Source organism: Vibrio sp. SBT000027 (assembly GCF_963894355.1).
GTDB lineage: Bacteria > Pseudomonadota > Gammaproteobacteria > Enterobacterales > Vibrionaceae > Vibrio > Vibrio splendidus.
Window position 1 is genome coordinate 2,067,460 of sequence record NZ_CAWQGD010000004.1, and the last position, 17,952, is coordinate 2,085,411.

The following is a 17,952-nucleotide window of genomic DNA, read 5'->3' on the forward strand; positions in this document are numbered from 1 at the left end:
CCTACCCTTATTTCGCTTTATTTAACTTTTCAATTCGGATGGTCACAGCACGTTTGTGCGCATCCAAACCTTCGGCTTCCGCCATTGTGACTACCGTTGGCGCTAGGCCTTTCAAACCATCAGCCGTTAACTCTTGTACCGTCATACGCTTAGAGAAATCAGCCAAACCTAGACTTGAATAGGTTTTGGTATAGCCGTAAGTAGGAAGAACGTGATTTGTACCTGATGCGTAGTCACCTGCAGACTCTGGAGACCAGTCACCAAGGAAGATTGAACCGGCATTGTCTAGTAACGGCAGCAATTCACGTGGATTCTTGGTCTGAACAATCAAGTGCTCTGGACCGTAGAAGTTAGAAATCGCAATCGCTTGAGTGATCGATTCAGCAATGATGATTAGGCTTGAAGCCAATGCTTGCTGAGCGATGTTCGCACGAGACAGTTCTTTCAGTTGCTTCTGAACCGCATCAGTTACTTGGTCGGCAATAACTGGCGATGGTGTTACTAATACAACCTGTGAATCTGGGCCATGTTCAGCTTGGCTCAGTAGATCAGCAGCAATGAAGTCAGCATCCGCAGTTTCGTCTGCAATCACCATCACCTCCGATGGGCCTGCCGGCATATCAATCGCAGAACCACGGAAGTCGTTACTCACTTGGCGCTTAGCTTCCGTTACATACGCATTACCAGGACCGAAAATTTTATCTACTTTAGAGACACTCTCCGTACCGTAAGCCATCGCCGCAACGGCTTGACCACCACCTACATTGTAAACCTCATCGATTTTACAAAGATTAGCGACATACAAGATTTCATCCGCGATTGGCGGAGGTGAACAAAGCACAACCTTGCGGCAACCCGCGATTTGAGCGGGTACACCTAACATAAGAACCGTTGACGGAAGTGGCGCGCTGCCACCCGGAATATAGAGTCCAACAGTATTAATAGCGCGTGTCACTTGCTCACACACAACGCCTGGCTGTGTTTCAACCTTAATTGGCTGCGGCTTCTGAGCTTCGTGAAACTTAGCAATATTGCTATAAGCTTGTTCTAACGCTTGCTTCATTTCTGGTGTTAAACGAGCACATGCCTCTTCAATCTCAGTCGAGCTGACTCGAATGGATTCTGGAGTCACACGATCGAACTTTTCAGTCAGTTCTTTAAGTGCGGCATCGCCTTCATTTCGTACTTTTGCAATAACATCAGAAACAGTCGCTGTGATGTTTGCACCTTCAGTAATAGCTGGACGCTCTAGTACCGAGTCTTGCTGTGATTCACTTAAAGATTGCCAAACAACGGTTCTCATCGTCACTACCCCATCATTTTTTCGATTGGTAATACTAGAATCGAGCTTGCACCCAACTCTTTCAGCTGTTCCATAGTTTCCCAGAACAAGTTCTCGGTACTTACAAGGTGAACGGCAACTTTGTCTTTGTCTGTTGATAGTGGAAGAACAGTAGGATCTTCAGCGCCAGGCAATAATGCTTTGATTTGCTCTAGCTGAGATGTCGGCGCGTGAAGCATGATGTACTTCGACTCTTTCGCTTGCTGAACACCTTGCATGCGAGTCAGTAGTTTTTCAATTAATGCTTCTTTGTCTGCATCAAATTCGCCAGTGCGTTGAATTAACGTTGCTTTAGATTGGAAGATAGCTTCTGCTTCTTTTAGGCCATTCGCTTCTAGCGTCGCACCTGTAGAAACTAAATCTGCGATAGCGTCTGCTAGGCCTGCGCGAGGCGCAACTTCAACCGAACCCGTTAGCATACAAGCGCTGAATTCAACCCCCTGCTCGTCCATGTAGGCTTTCAGTAGTTGTGGGTAAGTTGTCGCAATACGTTTGCCCGCTAGATCTTGTGGGCCGTTGTATTCTTCGTCTTTGTTAATCGCGATAGAAAGGCGGCAACCACCGAAGTCTAAACGACGTAGTGTGCGAAACTCTGATGGCTCTTTTAAAGCAACACGGTCTAGGCGAACTTCTTCTAGTTCGTTTTCACCGATGAAACCAAGGTCAACCACACCATCCATGATAAGACCTGGGATGTCGTCATCACGAACTAATAACAAGTCGATTGGCATATTTAGTGAATGAACAACTAAACGCTCACCCATGATGTTAAATTTAACACCACATTTTTTAAGTAGATCTTGGCACTCTTTACTTAAGCGACCTTTCTTTTGAATTGCGATTCTTAGGCGTTGTGTCTGCATTGCTGTATCCCTGTGCAAATATTTGAATTTATTGATTATTTAAAAGTGCTAAAACTAAAAAACCCTCGGAAGACTTTGTCGTCCCGAGGGTTTAAATCTAAATTCTTTGACTTAACCTCCGGGAGAATTCTTGCTCCCGGGTATACGTAAATCTCCCCGAAAGACTAGATAGGGTGATGATGGTGATGAATGTTCATTACTAATTTACGCATACTTATCAGCTCTTAGGTTGTTTGCTGTCTTGTCTCCACACTAACTAAGCTGACACCCTTTTTCAACCATTTATTCGAACTTTTTTCACGAAATTTAAAATTAAATTAACGAGCACAAAAAAAGGGAGGCAAACGCCTCCCTTTTCATTATTCAATCAAGTGATGATTAGCTTTTGCACGTCGACATTTTACAACGTGAGAAATAAGCCAATGCAAAACATACTGCTACAAACGTTAGAGACGCTGCGCCGAACGCGATGCCAGTTGATGATGTCATACCTAGAGTGATGAAGCCGATACACGATACGAACGCCACAGACAGCGCATAAGGAAGCTGAGTCGATACGTGGTCAATGTGGTTACAACGAGCACCGGTAGAAGACAGAATCGTTGTGTCTGAGATTGGAGAACAGTGGTCACCAAATACAGAACCAGCAAGAACCGCACTTAACATAGGCAGAATTAGCGCGATGTCAGAGGCTGCAGCCATGTCACCCGCGATAGGTAGCATGATACCGAACGTACCCCATGATGTACCTGTCGAGAACGCCATTAGGCCAGCAAGAAGGAACAAAATAACAGGTAGCCAGTGGTAATCAATATTGCCAGTTGCTAGAGATGATAGGTACGAACCTGTTTTCATGTCACCGATGACAGAACCGATAGTCCATGCAAACACAAGAATCAGGATCGCGCCAAACATAGAGCTAGCACCGATCCACATTGTTCTTGCGATATCAGACATTGGTAGCTTTTGCTTAAACACTGTCGCTAGCGCAACAAGCAGACCTAAAACACCACCGTAAACAAGAGACTTGCCTACATCTGTATTTTCGAACGCACCAAGCAGGTTGAATGCTTGACCGTCAGCAGCCAGCGCTTGGCCACCCGTGTAAAGCATAGCGGCAACTGTTGCTACGATTAACGATACGATTGGCATAACGAGATCAGAAACAGAACCGTTTTCGCTCTCTTGAATGTCTAGCTCTTCGTTTAGATCGTGAGCTTGCTTTTGATCGTTGTCGCCTTCAAAGCCACGGCCTTGAGATGCTTCGATCTCATGTTCACGCATCTTACCAACGTCTAGACCGAACCACGCAACGGCAAATACCATTAATAGTGCGAACACAGCGTAGAAGTTCATTGGGATAAGACGAACGTAAGCACCCAGTGCAGAATACTCTGTCACACCGTGTGTCACTAAGATGCCACCAATAATAGTGATGATGTAAGCACCCCAACTAGAAGCCGGCATAATCACACACATTGGAGCAGCGGTAGAATCTAGAATATAAGCTAACTTAGCGCGAGATACGTAGAAGCGGTCTGTTACAGGACGAGAGATAGCACCTACCGCTAAGCTGTTGAAGTAATCATCGACAAAGATGAATACGCCTAAGAAGGCAGCAAGTAGTTTTGAACCACGTTTGCTCTTCACACGAGACTGTGCCCACTCAGCGAATGCGCGAGTACCACCAGATAGTGTGAGTAATGCAGTTGTCATTCCGAGAATAATTAGGAATGCGATGATGCTCATGTTCCAAGTGTTAATGCCACCATCTTCGATGAAAACACCAGATGCTTTAGTGAACACGTAACTAGCTGCGTTACCTACTGAGTAGTCAGCAAGTAGAATCGCACCCATAAAGATACCAACACCTAAGGAAACCAATACACGGCGGGTAACAATTGCTAAAGTCAATGCAACCAAAGGAGGAAGCAGCGATAAAGGCGATGTTGCAAAATCTATTAAATTCATGATCTTCAAAAACCAGTTTTTTATTTGGCTAGAGATCTACTGCAGACAAACTTGATACGACTTATCAAGCTCATGTTGAACTAAGCGAAAGGGAAGTGAACACTTCACCCAACCCTACAGTAGCGCTCCATAGTTTAAAATTAAGACTATGGCAGTGTTGTACCTATTGAGCACAACCCCAGCAAATTGCTTAGATATACAATTTACTTCGGCAATTAGACCTTTCATTCCCGCTCATTGGCATCACCCCAACGAAAACTACTTTTTATAATTGCGCCTCTACGTGCGATAACATTATTAACTGTGTAAACCAGAGTTTAACAACAAATTAACCAAAGCATCGCATCAGGTAGCCGCAATTGTACCCATCAAGAGCAACAATGCAACATATCATTCCGACAAAAATGTCTTTTTGTTAATGAACTAATCAATAAAAAAATAGTCTACATATAACAATTACTCCACCAGTCACATATCGATTTTTAAGAGAATCTTAATAATTATTATAAATTCATCAAAAGTGAGTCGTTTCTTTTTCAACTATTCATCTCACTTTTATATTTAAATAACCAATACAAGAAATACTATTTGTTTTATTCCTAGGCTCTGTTTATTATTAGGAGGATTATTTAGTTTACCTTGATGGGAAATATCATGTCTGAATTAACAAAAACACTATTAAATATCCGCAGCCTTCGTGCGTTCTCACGTGAATTAACTCTTGAGCAACTTGAAGAAGCGCTAGACAAGCTGACTATTGTTGTACAAGAGCGTCAAGAGTCTGAAGCTGAAGAACGTGCTGCTAAAGCAGAGCAAGAAGCTAAGCTTTCTGCTATTGCTGAACAAATTGCAAAAGACGGAATTGATGTTGCAGATCTTATTGCTGCACTTTCTGGTGAAGCAAAATCTAAAACAACTAAAGCTAAACGTGCTCCTCGCCCAGCGAAATACAAATACGTAGACGCAAACGGCGACGAGAAAACTTGGACAGGTCAAGGCCGTACGCCTTCAGCTATCCAAGAACAACTAGATGCTGGTAAATCTCTAGAAGAGTTTGCTCTTTAAGGCATCGTGTTTGCTAAGTGAATAATCAATAAAACACTAAGCAATAGAATTAATATTAAGTCGACTAAAGTATTATTTACGGCTTCAATATATTCAGAAACAAAAAAGGCTCCTTTCGGAGCCTTTTTTATATTTCACTATTAGAAATATAAATGAAAAAGATAAAAATATCTTATCTTTCCCAGTATGCTTCTTCTAGACTGTCTTCTCTTTCAGGAAGGCCACGAGACAAGCGAGGAGAGTGCTGAACCAACACTTCATAACTTGCACGGTTTGAATATTTACAAACTTGTGAGAAAGATGAATACGTTAAAAATGCATGTTGGTGTTTGCTAGAATTCGGTACATTTTCTTTATGATATTTATTTGCTGCCATATCATGTAATAAAGCCGACAGCGCCGCATCCCCTGCACCATTGGTATTCTTGATCTTTTCTGGACCACCCATGTAAGGCGCGATATGCGAATAGATTTTCGTTGGGTTGTCACATAACTCTTTATGTGCAGGACGGCTAAACTCATAGCGGTTAAATTCTGCAATCGAGCCTGGTAACAGCGGCAATGAAGTTTCACGCTTCACCGCGTCTTCAGTATAACCCGCCATGAATAAGCCAACAGGGCCTGCCGTACATAGAACTAAGTCTACCCACTCTAGTGCTTTGTCTGAAGCAGCAAGAGGATCGCTTTCTCCGGTTAAGGCTTCAGCTTCGTCTTCATTCATTGCAACAACAGTGACGTGCTGTTCAAGGAAATCTTTCCAGAACTCTGGATCATCTTGAATAACGAACTTAGTACCAAGAGTTAAAACAACAGGCACATCGTATTTCTTCGCGTATTCGATAGCTTTCATTGTTGCTTCAGGCATAGGGTCACCTGGTTTACAACGAACTAAATACGCCGTTAACACTAAAGCAGAAGCACTTTTGAAAATTTTCTCAGGGATGCTTTCTGGTTTTAATTGGTTCATTTGTCCTTCGCTAATTGCGAAAGTACGTTCACCATCTTCTGTAATTAATGCAAAGCAGCGACCAATTGCGCCATCTACCCCTTGTAAATGGTTCAGATCCATTCTGCTTGATGTATTACATAAATAGCGGTAACCGTAGCTACCAATCTTAATATCTTGGCTCATTACACCCAATAGCGTTGAACGGTCATCCGCCAATACTGAATAGTTGTGTAATGTATTACCAATTGTGCCACCAGCGTATTCATTGGTAATCAGGCACTGTTCTTTTAATTCTTGATACAAGGATTCAGCAGCTTCATCACCAATAACCAGTGAGTGTCCCTTACTTAGGCCATATTTTTCGATTAGCTCAGAACTCACTTTCGCTTCAATATCCACCAAAGTTTGGTCAATACCGATAATATGAGTACGTGACATTCTTTTGCTAGTTTGAGCTTGGCTTACTAAAGGATCACGAGCGTGAACCGGAAAATAGTGCTTTGATTTACGTTGTCCAGGGAATTTCATAAGGCTAGTCTAAGTCAAGGGGAAATAGGTGGCGGATTCTACCGCGCTATATTTAACGCGGCAATCTTTCAAACTATAGCAAACGTTTGCTAGGCTATTTTTTTATTCGCCTTCCATAAAGCTTAAGTCAGGTAGCATACCCAAATGCTCGGCGTAACGTTTTTGATTAAACTCAGCGCCGTTTTTCATTACATCAAATACTTCAATAGCCAATGCACATGCCATAGCCGCAATCGCCTCTTCACGAGGAGTACCTGTCATCATTAAACGCATCAGCGTCTCTTTCACTTTCACAGGTTGGCCATCTTCAAGTTGGTTTTCGATAATCTCGATCAACTGTTCTTCTTGCATAAACTCATTTTGTTCAGACATTTTTTATCTCAGGTCTTGGATTTTGAGCGACTATGCCACATATAGATCTGACATCCTAGCGAGTCTCCTCGCGTTCATGCGATTCTCTAACGAATTCAGCGCAATATTTGTGCAAATGAAACTGTGATTCCGGTCTCGGATCTGTCGCGGTGTTTCTCTTTCTGTTAGAATCTGCGACCAAGTAATAGTAACGGTGTTTAGACATGTCAGATATCAGCTCTGGAAACAGCGAAAAGAAAGTAATTGTCGGTATGTCCGGCGGTGTAGATTCGTCAGTATCGGCGTATCTTCTTCAGCAACAAGGCTATCAGGTAGAAGGCCTTTTCATGAAAAACTGGGAAGAAGACGATAACGAAGAATACTGCACGGCAGCTGAAGACCTTGCTGATGCTCAAGCGGTATGTGACAAACTAGGTATCCACCTTCACACTATCAATTTTGCAGCAGAGTACTGGGATAATGTATTCGAGTACTTTCTTGAAGAATACAAAGCGGGTCGTACACCGAACCCAGATATCCTTTGTAACAAAGAAATCAAATTCAAAGCATTCTTAGAGTTTGCGGATGAAGTATTAGACGCAGACTACATCGCGATGGGTCACTATGTTCGTCGTACTTTCCCAACTCAAGAAGAGCTAGACGCTGGCGTGAAACCAGAAATGCTACGTGGCCTAGACAGCAACAAAGACCAAAGCTATTTCCTATATACGCTAAGTTCAGATCAAGTGGCACGCAGCCTATTCCCTGTGGGTGAATTAGAGAAGCCTGAAGTACGACGCATTGCTGAAGAGCAAGACTTGATCACAGCGAAGAAGAAAGATTCAACAGGCATCTGCTTTATTGGTGAGCGTAAGTTCACAGAATTCCTTGGCAAATATCTACCAGCTCAACCAGGTAACATCGAGACACCTGAAGGCCAAGTTATTGGTCAACACCAAGGTTTGATGTACCACACGCTAGGTCAACGTAAAGGCCTGCATATCGGTGGCACCAAAGGCGGTGGCGGTAATGAAGACCCATGGTTTGTTGGTGAAAAAGACCTTAAACGTAATGTTCTGATCGCGGTACAAGGTAAAGACCACCCTCTTTTAAAATCAGAAGGTTTGATCGCTTCTCAGCTTCATTGGGTAAATCGCACACCAATTACTGAAGTTATGACATGCACGGTAAAAACACGTTACCGTCAGACTGATATTCCTTGTACAATCATCCCAATTGATGATGAGAACATTAAGGTTATTTTTGACGAACCACAAATTGCGGTGACCCCAGGTCAATCGGCAGTATTCTACCTAGATGAAGTCTGTCTTGGTGGTGGTATCATCGAAAAGCGCATCTAATCTAATCGAACGAACAACAAACGATAGAAAACAACTAGGAGTTACTACGTGGCTAATACACTTTATGACCGTACTATTGCTTTCGCTGGAATTTGCCAAGCTGTAGCTTTGGTTCAACAAGTAGCGAAAGACGGCCGTTGTGATAAAGATGCCTTCGAAGCTTCACTCAATGCCATTTTAAATACTAACCCAGCGAACACTGTGGGTGTATTTGGCCGTGAGGCGAACCTAAAGCTAGGCCTTGAATGCTTAGTAAAAGGTATCGACAGTACTCCTGCTGGTAGCGACATTACTCGCTACATCATCAGCTTGATGGCGCTTGAACGTAAACTATCTGCTCGCAATGACTCTATGTCACAGCTTGGCGATCGTATTCAAACTGCAGAGCGTCAAACTGAGCACTTCGATCTGTTTGACGAGCAAATGATCAGCAACCTTGCGAGCATCTACTTAGATGTAGTTAGCCCTATTGGCCCTCGTATTCAGGTTTCTGGTACGCCAGCAGTACTTCAACAGACATCGAGCCAGCATAAGGTTCGTGCTCTGCTGCTATCAGGAATTCGAAGCGCTGTGTTATGGCGTCAAGTTGGCGGTAAACGTCGCCACCTTATCTTCGGTCGCAAGAAGATGATCGAGCAGGCTCAAATCCTGCTAGCTCGCATGTAATTTATTAGCTCGCGCCTCGTTCGCGAGCTTGTTTTTTGTACCAACACAACTCTCACGCAAACGATTGCGCAATATGCGTGACAATTGAGATTGTTACTGGTATAAACCTCTCAAAATTTAGAAAACTCAATTCAGGAGAACACCATGGAACTGTCAGCATTGACTGCTGTTTCACCAGTAGACGGCCGTTACGGAAGCAAGACTGTTGCATTACGCAGCATCTTTAGTGAGTTTGGCCTACTAAAGTACCGCTCTATCGTTGAAGTTCGTTGGTTACAAAAGCTTGCAGCTACAGATGCAATCAAAGAAGTACCAGCTTTCAGTGCAGAAGCTAACCAGTTTCTTGATGAACTAGCTGCTAACTTCAGTGAAGAAGATGCTCTACGTATCAAAGAGATCGAGCGCACGACTAACCACGACGTTAAAGCGGTTGAGTACTTCTTGAAAGAGAAAGTTGCTGGCGTTCCTGAACTTCACGCTGTAAACGAATTTATTCACTTTGCATGTACTTCTGAAGACATCAACAACACCTCTCACGCGCTTATGCTTAAAGAAGCTCGTGATACAGTGATTCTTCCAGAAATCCGTAACGTAATTGATGCTATCAAAGCACTTGCGAACGAGTACCGTGATATTCCATTACTGTCTCGCACACACGGTCAGCCAGCTTCTCCTTCTACAATGGGTAAAGAGATGGCTAACGTTGCGTACCGTATGGAACGTCAATACAAGCAAATCGAAAACGTTGAGATCCTAGCGAAAATCAACGGTGCTGTAGGTAACTACAACGCACACCTTTCTGCATACCCAGAAGTTGAATGGCACCAGTTCAGCGAAGAGTTCATCACTGAATCTCTTGGCGTAACTTGGAACCCGTACACAACTCAAATCGAACCTCACGATTACATCGCTGAGCTGTTTGATGCTGTTGCTCGTTTCAACACAATCCTTCTGGACTTCGACCGTGACGTTTGGGGCTACATCGCTCTTGGTCACTTCAAGCAGAAGACTATTGCTGGCGAAATCGGCTCTTCTACAATGCCGCATAAAGTTAACCCAATTGACTTCGAAAACTCTGAAGGCAACCTTGGTCTAGCGAACGCAGTATTTAGCCACCTAGCACAAAAACTTCCAGTTTCTCGCTGGCAGCGTGACCTTACTGACTCTACAGTTCTTCGTAACTTAGGTGTTGGTGTTGGCTACGCAATCATTGCATACACTTCGACTCTGAAAGGTATTAGCAAGCTAGAAGTTAACCGTGCTGCGCTACTTGCTGAACTAGACAAAAACTGGGAAGTATTGGCTGAACCAGTACAAACAGTAATGCGTCGTTACGGCATCGAGAAGCCATACGAGAAGCTAAAAGAGCTAACTCGTGGTAAACGTGTAGATGGCGAAGGCATGCGTGCATTCATCGATGGTCTTGAAATCCCTGCAGACGAGAAAGTACGTCTAAAAGAGATGACGCCAGCGAACTACATCGGTCAAGCAATCGAGCTAACTGACAAGCTGTAAGATTCGAAGTTCGAATCACAGAATAGACTAAGGCTTCCCATGTGGAAGCCTTTTTGTTGCGTAGAACAAATGTCTCGAACAGTAGTCCCTAAGTAAACAACAGTCGTCAATCAAACCTGACTTGTCCTACTCACCTCCCCCATTCAAATACTGCAAGCCACATTAGACAAACATCCTTAAATGCCAAGATCAAAAAAGGCCTCCCGAAGGAAGCCTTTAGAATACCTATTGCCGCTTAACGACAACTGCTTGTATTAGAAATTACATGTTACGTAGAGACGCAATACGCTTGTCTAGCGGTGGGTGGCTCATTAGAAGCTCTGTTAAAGACTTCTTACCGTTGATACCAAATGCCATCATAGAACCTTCTAGTTGTGGCTCATGGCTCACCTTTAGACGCTCTAGCGCTGCAATCATCTTCTCTTTACCCACTAGGTTCGCTGCACCTGCATCGGCATGGAATTCACGATGACGGCTGTACCACATCGTAATGAAGCTTGCTAAGAAACCAAATACCAATTCCAACACCATAGACACACCGAAGTACACCATCATGTTGCTGCCGCCCTCTTCTTCGTTGTCATTCGACGCAACAATGTTGGCGATGAAACGAGATAGGAAGATAACGAACGTGTTCACTACACCTTGCATTAACGTCATGGTCACCATGTCGCCGTTCGCGATGTGGCTCACTTCATGCGCTAATACTGCTTCAGCTTCATCACGCGTCATGTTGTGCAGCAGGCCTGTTGATACTGCTACCAATGAATCATCACGCTTAGCACCCGTCGCGAATGCGTTGATGTCAGGCGAGTCGTAGATCGCCACTGTTGGCATACCAATACCAACTTGTTGAGATTGACGGCTTACCGTCTCCATCAACCAATGTTCTGTTTCGTTACGTGGGCTTTCAATTACCATGCCGCCTACTGAGCGTAGCGCCATTTTCTTTGACATCATTAATGAGATGAATGAACCGCCAAAACCAAACACCGCAGCCATTAACAACAAGCCTGAAAGGCTTCCTGGTTGCATACCTGTGACTGCATATACAATATTAAGAACAACACTTAGTACCAATACAACCGCAAGGTTGGTTGCAAGGAACAACATTACTCGCTTCATTACTTATCTCCGCATGAAAGCTGTTTTTATAAAACTTATTGTTATAGACAAGGCAGACAGCAATAGATTCCAACCTTGAAGACTTATACTTACTTATACATATAGTCTTAGATTAAGAAAACAAGGTTAAGCATTAAATTGCAACATTTGATTACGAGATTGTAGATGAGTTAATCACGGTCTATTAGACCTAAGTCGTATGGTGTCGATATAACAATCCGTTTACAGTGACCTCAGATGATTTATTGGCTAGTCCATGTACAAAAAGGGAAGGATCATGGTTGAAGGTACTAACACTCAAATGGCTATCGATTTACTGTGCTGTCACCTAGGGATTACTGAAGAAGAAGCAAAAAAGCAGATTGGGATCCTAACTCCACAAACGGCACAGACAAAAATCACAGAAACGCAACAAGCATTAATGGGACTAACAAAAGAACATTAATCCCGAGCTTGCTGGATTAAAAGACCGGTTGTTTATCAACTTATGGTCAAAGGCTTAACATAGCAAAAGGGCTGCAATCGCAGCCCTTTTCTTATTTAGTACACAAGGTGAGAATCAAAGCGCAAGTAAAGGCTGCACATCAATGTACTTACCAATGTTCTTAGACTTTGCTCTTGGTACGTAAGGGATTTCACCTAACTTCGGCGCACCTAGCTTGTCTTCAAGCATCGCAATAATATCAGCATAATGTTCAGTGCCTGGATTAATGCGGTTCGCTACCCAACCTACTAGGTTTAGACCATCTGCACGAATCGCTTCAGCAGTTAACAGAGCGTGGCTCAAACAACCCAGCTTAATACCAACAGTCAGGACAACTGGAAGCTGCTCTTTCTTAACCCAACTAGATAAATATTCGTCATCTGAAACGGGTACACGCCAACCACCAGCACCTTCAACTAAAACGATGTCAGAGTTTTGCTTATGCTCTTCTAGCTTCGCTGATAATACCGCTTCATCAACCACGACACCGTCATGCTTTGCCGCGATGTGAGGCGATGATGGTAGCAACAATGCGTACGGGTTAACGTCTTCGTAAGCAACATCTTGCGTCGCAGCTTCTTGAAGGTGCAATGCATCACTGTTACGTAACCCTTCAGGGTATTGTTCACACCCTGCAGCAACTGGTTTATAACCAATTGTTGATAAATCCTGTGCGGCCAAAGCTTGAAGAATCGCTTTTGAAACCACAGTTTTTCCCACTTCGGTATCCGTACCTGCAATGAATAATGCATCAATCATAATTGAATAACCCCTAAACAAACTTGATATGTTGCTGGTAAGAAACCTTGATGGTTTTTAAACTCTCGATATTCCCGTTCAACAAGCTGCAACATGCGGCGACTTGTTAAACCTTGTGAGCGACCACTTACGTGATTAGCGCCGATACCTTTAAGGTCGCGCATCAGTTCAAACGCAGTGTCGTACCAAACGGTGATGGTGGGCAAGTCTAGTTGATGAGCAGTACAGCTAGATTGCGCTAACGCAATTTTTACCTGATTGATTGTAATAAAATGGTTAACGTGTTGATGTGCGTCAATTTTGGACCATGATTTTTCCAGTTCAAACAGTGACCCATCAAGCAAAGTTGAGAAAATCACACGTCCGCCAACCGCTACAACGCGCTTCATCTCTTTTAAAGGTGAGGATAAATCATCGCACCATTGCAACGCTAAGCTTGAAAAAACGATGTCAAAACACCCATCTTCAAACGGCAATTGTTCAGCATCGGCTTGTTGATATAAAGAAACCGATACACCACAGCGCTGCTCTGCCCTTTCTAACATTCCAACAGAAAGATCAGCACACACCACTTCAGCACCACGCTTTACCATCTGCTCAGAGAAGTAGCCAGTACCACAACCTAAATCGAGCACCTTTAAGCCAGAGAGGTCTCTCGGTAGCTTATCTAGGAGTCGGTGGCCGACATCGCGCTGAAATTCAGCGTGTTTGTCATACGTTGTCGCTGCTTTACCGAAGGCTTCGGCAATCGCACTCTTATCTTGGCCTACGTAATTATGCACTACTACTTCTTGTGACATTTACTGAGCCTCTTTCTTTAATTCAAAGCTTGATTCTATGCTTGGTTGGCTTTCAGAGTCGTTGCTTCGCTCTATTGCTTGAAGCAACGAGTCAGTTAACTGAAGAATCTGTTCCTGACTGTGATTGGCCGTTAACGTAATTCGTAAACAAGCAGTCCCAATAGGCACCGTTGGTGGCCTTATTGCCGTTACCCAAACTTGATTGCGCTTTAACTCTTCAGCAATAGATAGTGCAGCTTGGGCTTCGCCAATAACGAACGGCTTGATTGGGGTCTGAGTATCAATAAAGCCTTTCACGCCACTCACCTGCTCAGCATAAAGGGCACCAAGTTCTGTCAACTTCTCACGACGCCACTCTTGCGTCTGAATCATCTTACACGCATGAGACAAAGCCACCGCTTGTGAAGGTGGCATCGCTGTCGAATACACATGATGACGAGCAAACTGAGTTAAGTAGTCACCCACCTCTGACGAACAAAGAATCGCAGCACCAGAAAGGCCAAATGCTTTACCAAAAGTCACCACCAAGATATCAGGTGAGATTTGTGCCGCACTGCAGCTCCCAGCCCCTTTATCACCTAATACGCCAATACCGTGGGCATCATCAACCGCCAACCAACTGTCGTATCGATTAGTCAGGTTAAATATCTGGCTAAGAGGCGCTTTGTCGCCATCCATGCTGAACACACCTTCAGTCACGACTAACGATTGTGGAGAGCGGCTTAGTAAAGACTCGAGGTGCTGAGTATCGTTGTGCTTGAAACGTTTCATTGTCGCAGGAGAAAGCATCCCCGCTTCCATTAGAGATGCGTGGTTAAGCTTATCTTGCAATAGAGAATCGTCTTTCTCGAGCAGAGAAAACAACAAGGCTTGGTTAGCGCTGAAACCAGAGTTAAAGAGAATGGCACGTTCAAAGCCAAGCCATTCACACAGCTGAGCCTCTAAATTTCGATGAGCAGGGCTAAAACCCGTGACCAATGGCGATGCTGCACTGCCAGCACCATATTGGGAAAGTCCGGTTTGCCATGCATCGACCAGTTCAGGATCGTTTGCCAAACCTAAATAGTCATTACTCGAAAAATTAACGAAGTTAAAACCTTCACTAGTAAGCAAAGGGCTATTGCTGTTTTCGAGTACCTTAAGTTGACGAGTTAACCCTTGCTCACGGCGATGAGCAAGGGCACTTTTGATGCGAGATTTAAACAGTGGCATCGTAGAACATGTCATCTTTCGTTGGACGAGCAGCAACGCGCTCCACCACTTGATCTAACAGTTCGTTTTCTTGAATTTCATCAGGCTTCTGAGCCACTTGTTGGCTGTTGATACCTAACTTCTTAAACAGCTGCATATCCGTGTCTTCATCTGGGTTTGGTGTAGTCAGTAGCTTACAACCGTAGAAGATAGAGTTCGCGCCAGCCATGAAACACATCGCTTGCATCTGTTCATTCATATTCTCACGGCCCGCTGATAGACGAACCGCAGACATTGGCATCATGATACGAGCAATCGCAATCAGCTTAATGAAATCGAAAGACTCAACATCATCGACGTTTTCCATCGGTGTGCCTTTCACTTTTACGAGCATGTTGATTGGCACACTCTCAGGGTGTACTGGGAGGTTCGCTAGCTCGACAAGTAGACCTGCACGGTCATTAGTGCTTTCGCCCATACCAATAATGCCACCAGAACAGATCTTCATACCGGCATCACGCACGTGAGATAAGGTATCTAAACGATCTTGGTAAGTGCGAGTAGTAATGATGCTGCCGTAGAACTCAGGAGACGTATCAAGGTTATGGTTGTAGTAATCCAAACCCGCATCCGCTAATTCACCCGCTTGATCGGGCGTTAACATGCCCAGTGTCATACAGGTTTCCAAACCCATGCCTTTCACACCTTTGATCATGTCGGTAAGGTGAGGCATATCGCGCTCTTTCGGGTTTTTCCATGCAGCGCCCATACAAAAGCGAGTTGAGCCCGCATTCTTAGCTTTTAGCGCAGCATCCAAAACACGCTCGACTTCCATTAAGCGTTCTTTGTCGACATCCGTTCGGTAGTGAGCACTTTGAGGGCAGTACTTACAATCTTCAGGACAAGCACCCGTCTTTATCGATAGAAGCGTACTCACTTGCACGTGGTTGTGCTCTTGGTACCGTCTATGAACGACTTGAGCTTCAAACATTAAATCCATAAACGGTTTTTCAAGCAGTGCTGTTACTTCAGCAACTGTCCAGTCATGACGAACTTCCACGTGTCGATCCTTTTTTATTATTTGATGTTGCATCTCTATCAATAGAGATTGCATTTATGCTTGGCTAGTCTACCGACAAGCTTTAGACTGTCAACACATTGATAATATCAAAAGTTTACATCTGGTTATTTTTTAATCACACCAAGAATGGAAGTTACTATGGATCTCGCCTTTGATCGCCAGCATATCTGGCATCCCTACACATCAACGTTAACACCTCTGACCTGCTATCCAGTCACCAACGCAGACGGTGTTTACCTAGAATTAGAAGGCGGAAAACGAATTATTGATGGTATGTCATCTTGGTGGTCAACCATCCACGGCTACAATCACCCTGAGTTAAATGCCGCCGCACACAGTCAAATCGATAAGGTTTCACACGTTATGTTTGGTGGTATCACCCACCAGCCCGCTATCGATTTATGTAAGAAACTTTTGAATCTAGCACCCAGTAATCTTGAACATGTATTCTTGGCTGACTCTGGTTCGGTCGCCGTAGAAGTAAGCCTCAAAATGGCGCTGCAATACTGGCACGCTAAAGGGCAACCTCGTTCAAAGTTCCTAACGCTAAGAGATGGTTACCACGGCGATACCTTCGCGGCGATGTCAGTGACCGATCCGGATAACTCGATGCATAGCCTTTACAAAGGCTTTTTGCCTGAGCACATTTTCGCTGATTCGCCAAAAACTGGCTTTTGGGATGAGTGGAATTCAAGTGACATCAATAGCTTTCGAGAGAAACTCACAGCCCATCATGCAGAGGTTGCCGCCGTAATCTTAGAGCCTATCGTTCAAGGCGCTGGCGGCATGCGCATCTACCACCCTGAGTTCCTGAGACAGGTTCGCTTGCTGTGTGATGAATTCAACGTATTACTTATTTTGGATGAGATTGCGACCGGATTTGGCCGAACAGGCAAACTGTTCGCCTGTGAGCATGCCGATGTTCAACCCGATATTTTATGCGTAGGCAAGGCTTTAACTGGCGGCTATATGACACTGTCAGCGACACTTGCGAGCAAAGAAGTCGCAGACACCGTATGTGGCGGTGAAGCCGGTTGCTTTATGCACGGGCCAACCTTTATGGGCAACCCTTTAGCTTGTGCTGTGGGTGCAGCAAGTTTATCCATCATCGAGCAAGGCCATTGGAAAAATCAGACTCAACAGATTGAACAACTCTTTTCTGAGTTGCTACCACCGTTGCGAGAGCATGATCTTGTCAAAGACGTTCGTTGGCTAGGCGCTATTGGCGTCGTTGAGACTCACACGCCTGTCGATATGGAAACCATCCAAGCTCACTTTGTTGAACAAGGCGTTTGGATACGTCCGTTTGGTAAGTTGATTTATATGATGCCTCCCTTCATTAGCAAACCGGAACATATCGAACAGCTTGTTTCCGCCATTGATTGCGCATTAAAAGATAGCCGCTGCTTTAAATAGAAGACAAAACTATGACCTCTCCTTGCTGGTTCATTTGCTATCTGCAATATTGAGGTTAAGGAGAGGTCGGTTAGTTATTATCGACAATAGAGAACGACCGCCTTCTAACGAAGTTGGCTGTCTTTACTTGCTCTGCGATTGAACAATGAGTGACGATGCGCAACGTGTTCAAACATGGACTGGCATCCAATACAGAAACGCACGCCTTTAATCGCTAGCCGTCTCTTTTCTGATATCTCATCACCGCACTCGTCACAATAATGCAAGCTTTCCCCACTTTGAATGTTCCCTCTTACACGAGAGATCTCATCATCAATGGTATTTTGAATTTGCTGACTGACGCTATCGTCACCTGCCCATCCTACGGCCATAAGTCCTCCTCTGTATTTGTATGAGAAATTTGTACCTACCGCGGTAAGAGCGCATTATAACCATTTTTGAGTGATGTAATAATAACCAAAATTAGAGAAACACTATTACAAATG

At 44.1% G+C, this 17,952-nt stretch carries 17 protein-coding genes, 1 riboswitch and 1 other annotated feature; of the genes, 6 read left to right on the forward strand and 11 right to left on the reverse strand.

Annotated elements, in window-relative coordinates:
* Window positions 1–7: 7 nt before the first annotated feature.
* From hisD to AACU28_RS19045, 3 genes are all read right to left on the reverse strand, one after another.
* A complete protein-coding gene (gene hisD / locus AACU28_RS19035; protein WP_102494320.1) occupies window positions 8–1,309 on the reverse strand; it encodes a histidinol dehydrogenase in 1,302 nt (433 codons plus the stop codon).
* Window positions 1,309–2,205, reverse strand: a complete 897-nt coding sequence (gene hisG / locus AACU28_RS19040; RefSeq protein ID WP_029222074.1) for an ATP phosphoribosyltransferase — start codon at window positions 2,203–2,205, stop codon at window positions 1,309–1,311. Before hisG ends, hisD begins: the two co-directional genes overlap by 1 nt.
* A 53-nt stretch (window positions 2,206–2,258) precedes the next feature.
* Window positions 2,259–2,394 (reverse strand) — a sequence feature (His leader region).
* A 189-nt stretch (window positions 2,395–2,583) separates the two neighbouring features.
* Window positions 2,584–4,176 carry a Na+/H+ antiporter NhaC family protein gene (locus tag AACU28_RS19045; RefSeq protein WP_026012259.1) on the reverse strand — a complete coding sequence of 531 codons (1,593 nt, stop codon included), beginning with the start codon at window positions 4,174–4,176 and terminating at the stop codon, window positions 2,584–2,586.
* Window positions 4,177–4,288: 112 nt separating this feature from the next.
* Window positions 4,289–4,466: riboswitch (Lysine riboswitch) on the reverse strand.
* A gap of 364 nt (window positions 4,467–4,830) precedes the next feature.
* Here AACU28_RS19045 and AACU28_RS19050 point away from each other — a divergent pair.
* Complete coding sequence (locus AACU28_RS19050) at window positions 4,831–5,241, forward strand: H-NS family histone-like protein (RefSeq protein ID WP_004734569.1); 411 nt, start codon at window positions 4,831–4,833, stop codon at window positions 5,239–5,241.
* A gap of 172 nt (window positions 5,242–5,413) precedes the next feature.
* On the opposite strand, the gene AACU28_RS19055 is transcribed toward AACU28_RS19050, so the two are convergent.
* Window positions 5,414–6,718 (reverse strand): inosine/guanosine kinase, encoded by a 1,305-nt coding sequence (locus AACU28_RS19055; protein ID WP_004734568.1) that lies wholly within the window; start codon window positions 6,716–6,718, stop codon window positions 5,414–5,416.
* 102 nt (window positions 6,719–6,820) lie between these two features.
* Window positions 6,821–7,090: a hypothetical protein gene (locus AACU28_RS19060; RefSeq protein WP_004734567.1), complete on the reverse strand. Its 270-nt coding sequence runs from the start codon at window positions 7,088–7,090 to the stop codon at window positions 6,821–6,823.
* A 203-nt stretch (window positions 7,091–7,293) separates the two neighbouring features.
* On the opposite strand from AACU28_RS19060, the gene mnmA reads away from it, so the two are divergent.
* The 3 genes from mnmA to purB all read left to right on the forward strand — a co-directional run bounded on the left by mnmA (window position 7,294) and on the right by purB (window position 10,611).
* Window positions 7,294–8,430 (forward strand): tRNA 2-thiouridine(34) synthase MnmA, encoded by a 1,137-nt coding sequence (mnmA, locus tag AACU28_RS19065; protein WP_102451510.1) that lies wholly within the window; start codon window positions 7,294–7,296, stop codon window positions 8,428–8,430.
* Between the two features lie 48 nt (window positions 8,431–8,478).
* Entirely contained in the window at window positions 8,479–9,096 is a 618-nt protein-coding gene (gene hflD, locus AACU28_RS19070; RefSeq protein ID WP_004734565.1) for a high frequency lysogenization protein HflD, read from the forward strand.
* Window positions 9,097–9,240: 144 nt separating this feature from the next.
* Window positions 9,241–10,611 carry an adenylosuccinate lyase gene (purB, locus tag AACU28_RS19075; RefSeq protein ID WP_017083261.1) on the forward strand — a complete coding sequence of 457 codons (1,371 nt, stop codon included), beginning with the start codon at window positions 9,241–9,243 and terminating at the stop codon, window positions 10,609–10,611.
* 261 nt (window positions 10,612–10,872) lie between these two features.
* On the opposite strand, the gene htpX is transcribed toward purB, so the two are convergent.
* Window positions 10,873–11,736 carry a protease HtpX gene (gene htpX / locus AACU28_RS19080; protein WP_010439977.1) on the reverse strand — a complete coding sequence of 288 codons (864 nt, stop codon included), beginning with the start codon at window positions 11,734–11,736 and terminating at the stop codon, window positions 10,873–10,875.
* 277 nt (window positions 11,737–12,013) lie between these two features.
* Between htpX and AACU28_RS19085 the strand changes: the two genes are divergently transcribed.
* Window positions 12,014–12,181 carry a hypothetical protein gene (locus tag AACU28_RS19085; RefSeq protein WP_017078977.1) on the forward strand — a complete coding sequence of 56 codons (168 nt, stop codon included), beginning with the start codon at window positions 12,014–12,016 and terminating at the stop codon, window positions 12,179–12,181.
* Between the two features lie 114 nt (window positions 12,182–12,295).
* Here the strand turns inward: AACU28_RS19085 and bioD are convergent, their stop codons facing one another.
* The 4 genes from bioD to bioB are packed head-to-tail and all read right to left on the reverse strand — an operon-like array spanning window position 12,296 to window position 16,030.
* Window positions 12,296–12,979 carry a dethiobiotin synthase gene (gene bioD / locus AACU28_RS19090; protein ID WP_004734548.1) on the reverse strand — a complete coding sequence of 228 codons (684 nt, stop codon included), beginning with the start codon at window positions 12,977–12,979 and terminating at the stop codon, window positions 12,296–12,298.
* Window positions 12,976–13,779 (reverse strand): malonyl-ACP O-methyltransferase BioC, encoded by an 804-nt coding sequence (gene bioC / locus AACU28_RS19095; protein ID WP_121603435.1) that lies wholly within the window; start codon window positions 13,777–13,779, stop codon window positions 12,976–12,978. Before bioC ends, bioD begins: the two co-directional genes overlap by 4 nt.
* Complete coding sequence (bioF, locus tag AACU28_RS19100) at window positions 13,780–14,991, reverse strand: 8-amino-7-oxononanoate synthase (protein WP_121603436.1); 1,212 nt, start codon at window positions 14,989–14,991, stop codon at window positions 13,780–13,782.
* Window positions 14,978–16,030 (reverse strand): biotin synthase BioB, encoded by a 1,053-nt coding sequence (gene bioB, locus AACU28_RS19105; protein ID WP_004734551.1) that lies wholly within the window; start codon window positions 16,028–16,030, stop codon window positions 14,978–14,980. The genes bioF and bioB overlap by 14 nt, the downstream gene beginning before the upstream one ends.
* Before the next feature lie 159 nt (window positions 16,031–16,189).
* Here bioB and bioA point away from each other — a divergent pair, with 159 nt between their 5' ends.
* A complete protein-coding gene (gene bioA, locus AACU28_RS19110) occupies window positions 16,190–17,467 on the forward strand; it encodes an adenosylmethionine--8-amino-7-oxononanoate transaminase (RefSeq protein ID WP_108111680.1) in 1,278 nt (425 codons plus the stop codon).
* A gap of 104 nt (window positions 17,468–17,571) precedes the next feature.
* Here bioA and AACU28_RS19115 read toward each other — a convergent pair whose 3' ends face one another.
* Window positions 17,572–17,838: a DksA/TraR family C4-type zinc finger protein gene (locus tag AACU28_RS19115; RefSeq protein ID WP_004734553.1), complete on the reverse strand. Its 267-nt coding sequence runs from the start codon at window positions 17,836–17,838 to the stop codon at window positions 17,572–17,574.
* Window positions 17,839–17,952 lie beyond the last annotated feature (114 nt).

Coding starts and splice junctions, on each gene's coding strand:
- hisG (WP_029222074.1), bottom strand. CDS start 2,205: ATGCAGACACAACGCCTAAGAATCGCAATTCAAAAGAAAGGTCGCTTA.
- AACU28_RS19045 (WP_026012259.1), bottom strand. CDS start 4,176: ATGAATTTAATAGATTTTGCAACATCGCCTTTATCGCTGCTTCCTCCT.
- AACU28_RS19050 (WP_004734569.1), top strand. CDS start 4,831: ATGTCTGAATTAACAAAAACACTATTAAATATCCGCAGCCTTCGTGCG.
- AACU28_RS19055 (WP_004734568.1), bottom strand. CDS start 6,718: ATGAAATTCCCTGGACAACGTAAATCAAAGCACTATTTTCCGGTTCAC.
- AACU28_RS19060 (WP_004734567.1), bottom strand. CDS start 7,090: ATGTCTGAACAAAATGAGTTTATGCAAGAAGAACAGTTGATCGAGATT.
- mnmA (WP_102451510.1), top strand. CDS start 7,294: ATGTCAGATATCAGCTCTGGAAACAGCGAAAAGAAAGTAATTGTCGGT.
- purB (WP_017083261.1), top strand. CDS start 9,241: ATGGAACTGTCAGCATTGACTGCTGTTTCACCAGTAGACGGCCGTTAC.
- htpX (WP_010439977.1), bottom strand. CDS start 11,736: ATGAAGCGAGTAATGTTGTTCCTTGCAACCAACCTTGCGGTTGTATTG.
- AACU28_RS19085 (WP_017078977.1), top strand. CDS start 12,014: ATGGTTGAAGGTACTAACACTCAAATGGCTATCGATTTACTGTGCTGT.
- bioD (WP_004734548.1), bottom strand. CDS start 12,979: ATGATTGATGCATTATTCATTGCAGGTACGGATACCGAAGTGGGAAAA.
- bioC (WP_121603435.1), bottom strand. CDS start 13,779: ATGTCACAAGAAGTAGTAGTGCATAATTACGTAGGCCAAGATAAGAGT.
- bioF (WP_121603436.1), bottom strand. CDS start 14,991: ATGCCACTGTTTAAATCTCGCATCAAAAGTGCCCTTGCTCATCGCCGT.
- bioA (WP_108111680.1), top strand. CDS start 16,190: ATGGATCTCGCCTTTGATCGCCAGCATATCTGGCATCCCTACACATCA.
- AACU28_RS19115 (WP_004734553.1), bottom strand. CDS start 17,838: ATGGCCGTAGGATGGGCAGGTGACGATAGCGTCAGTCAGCAAATTCAA.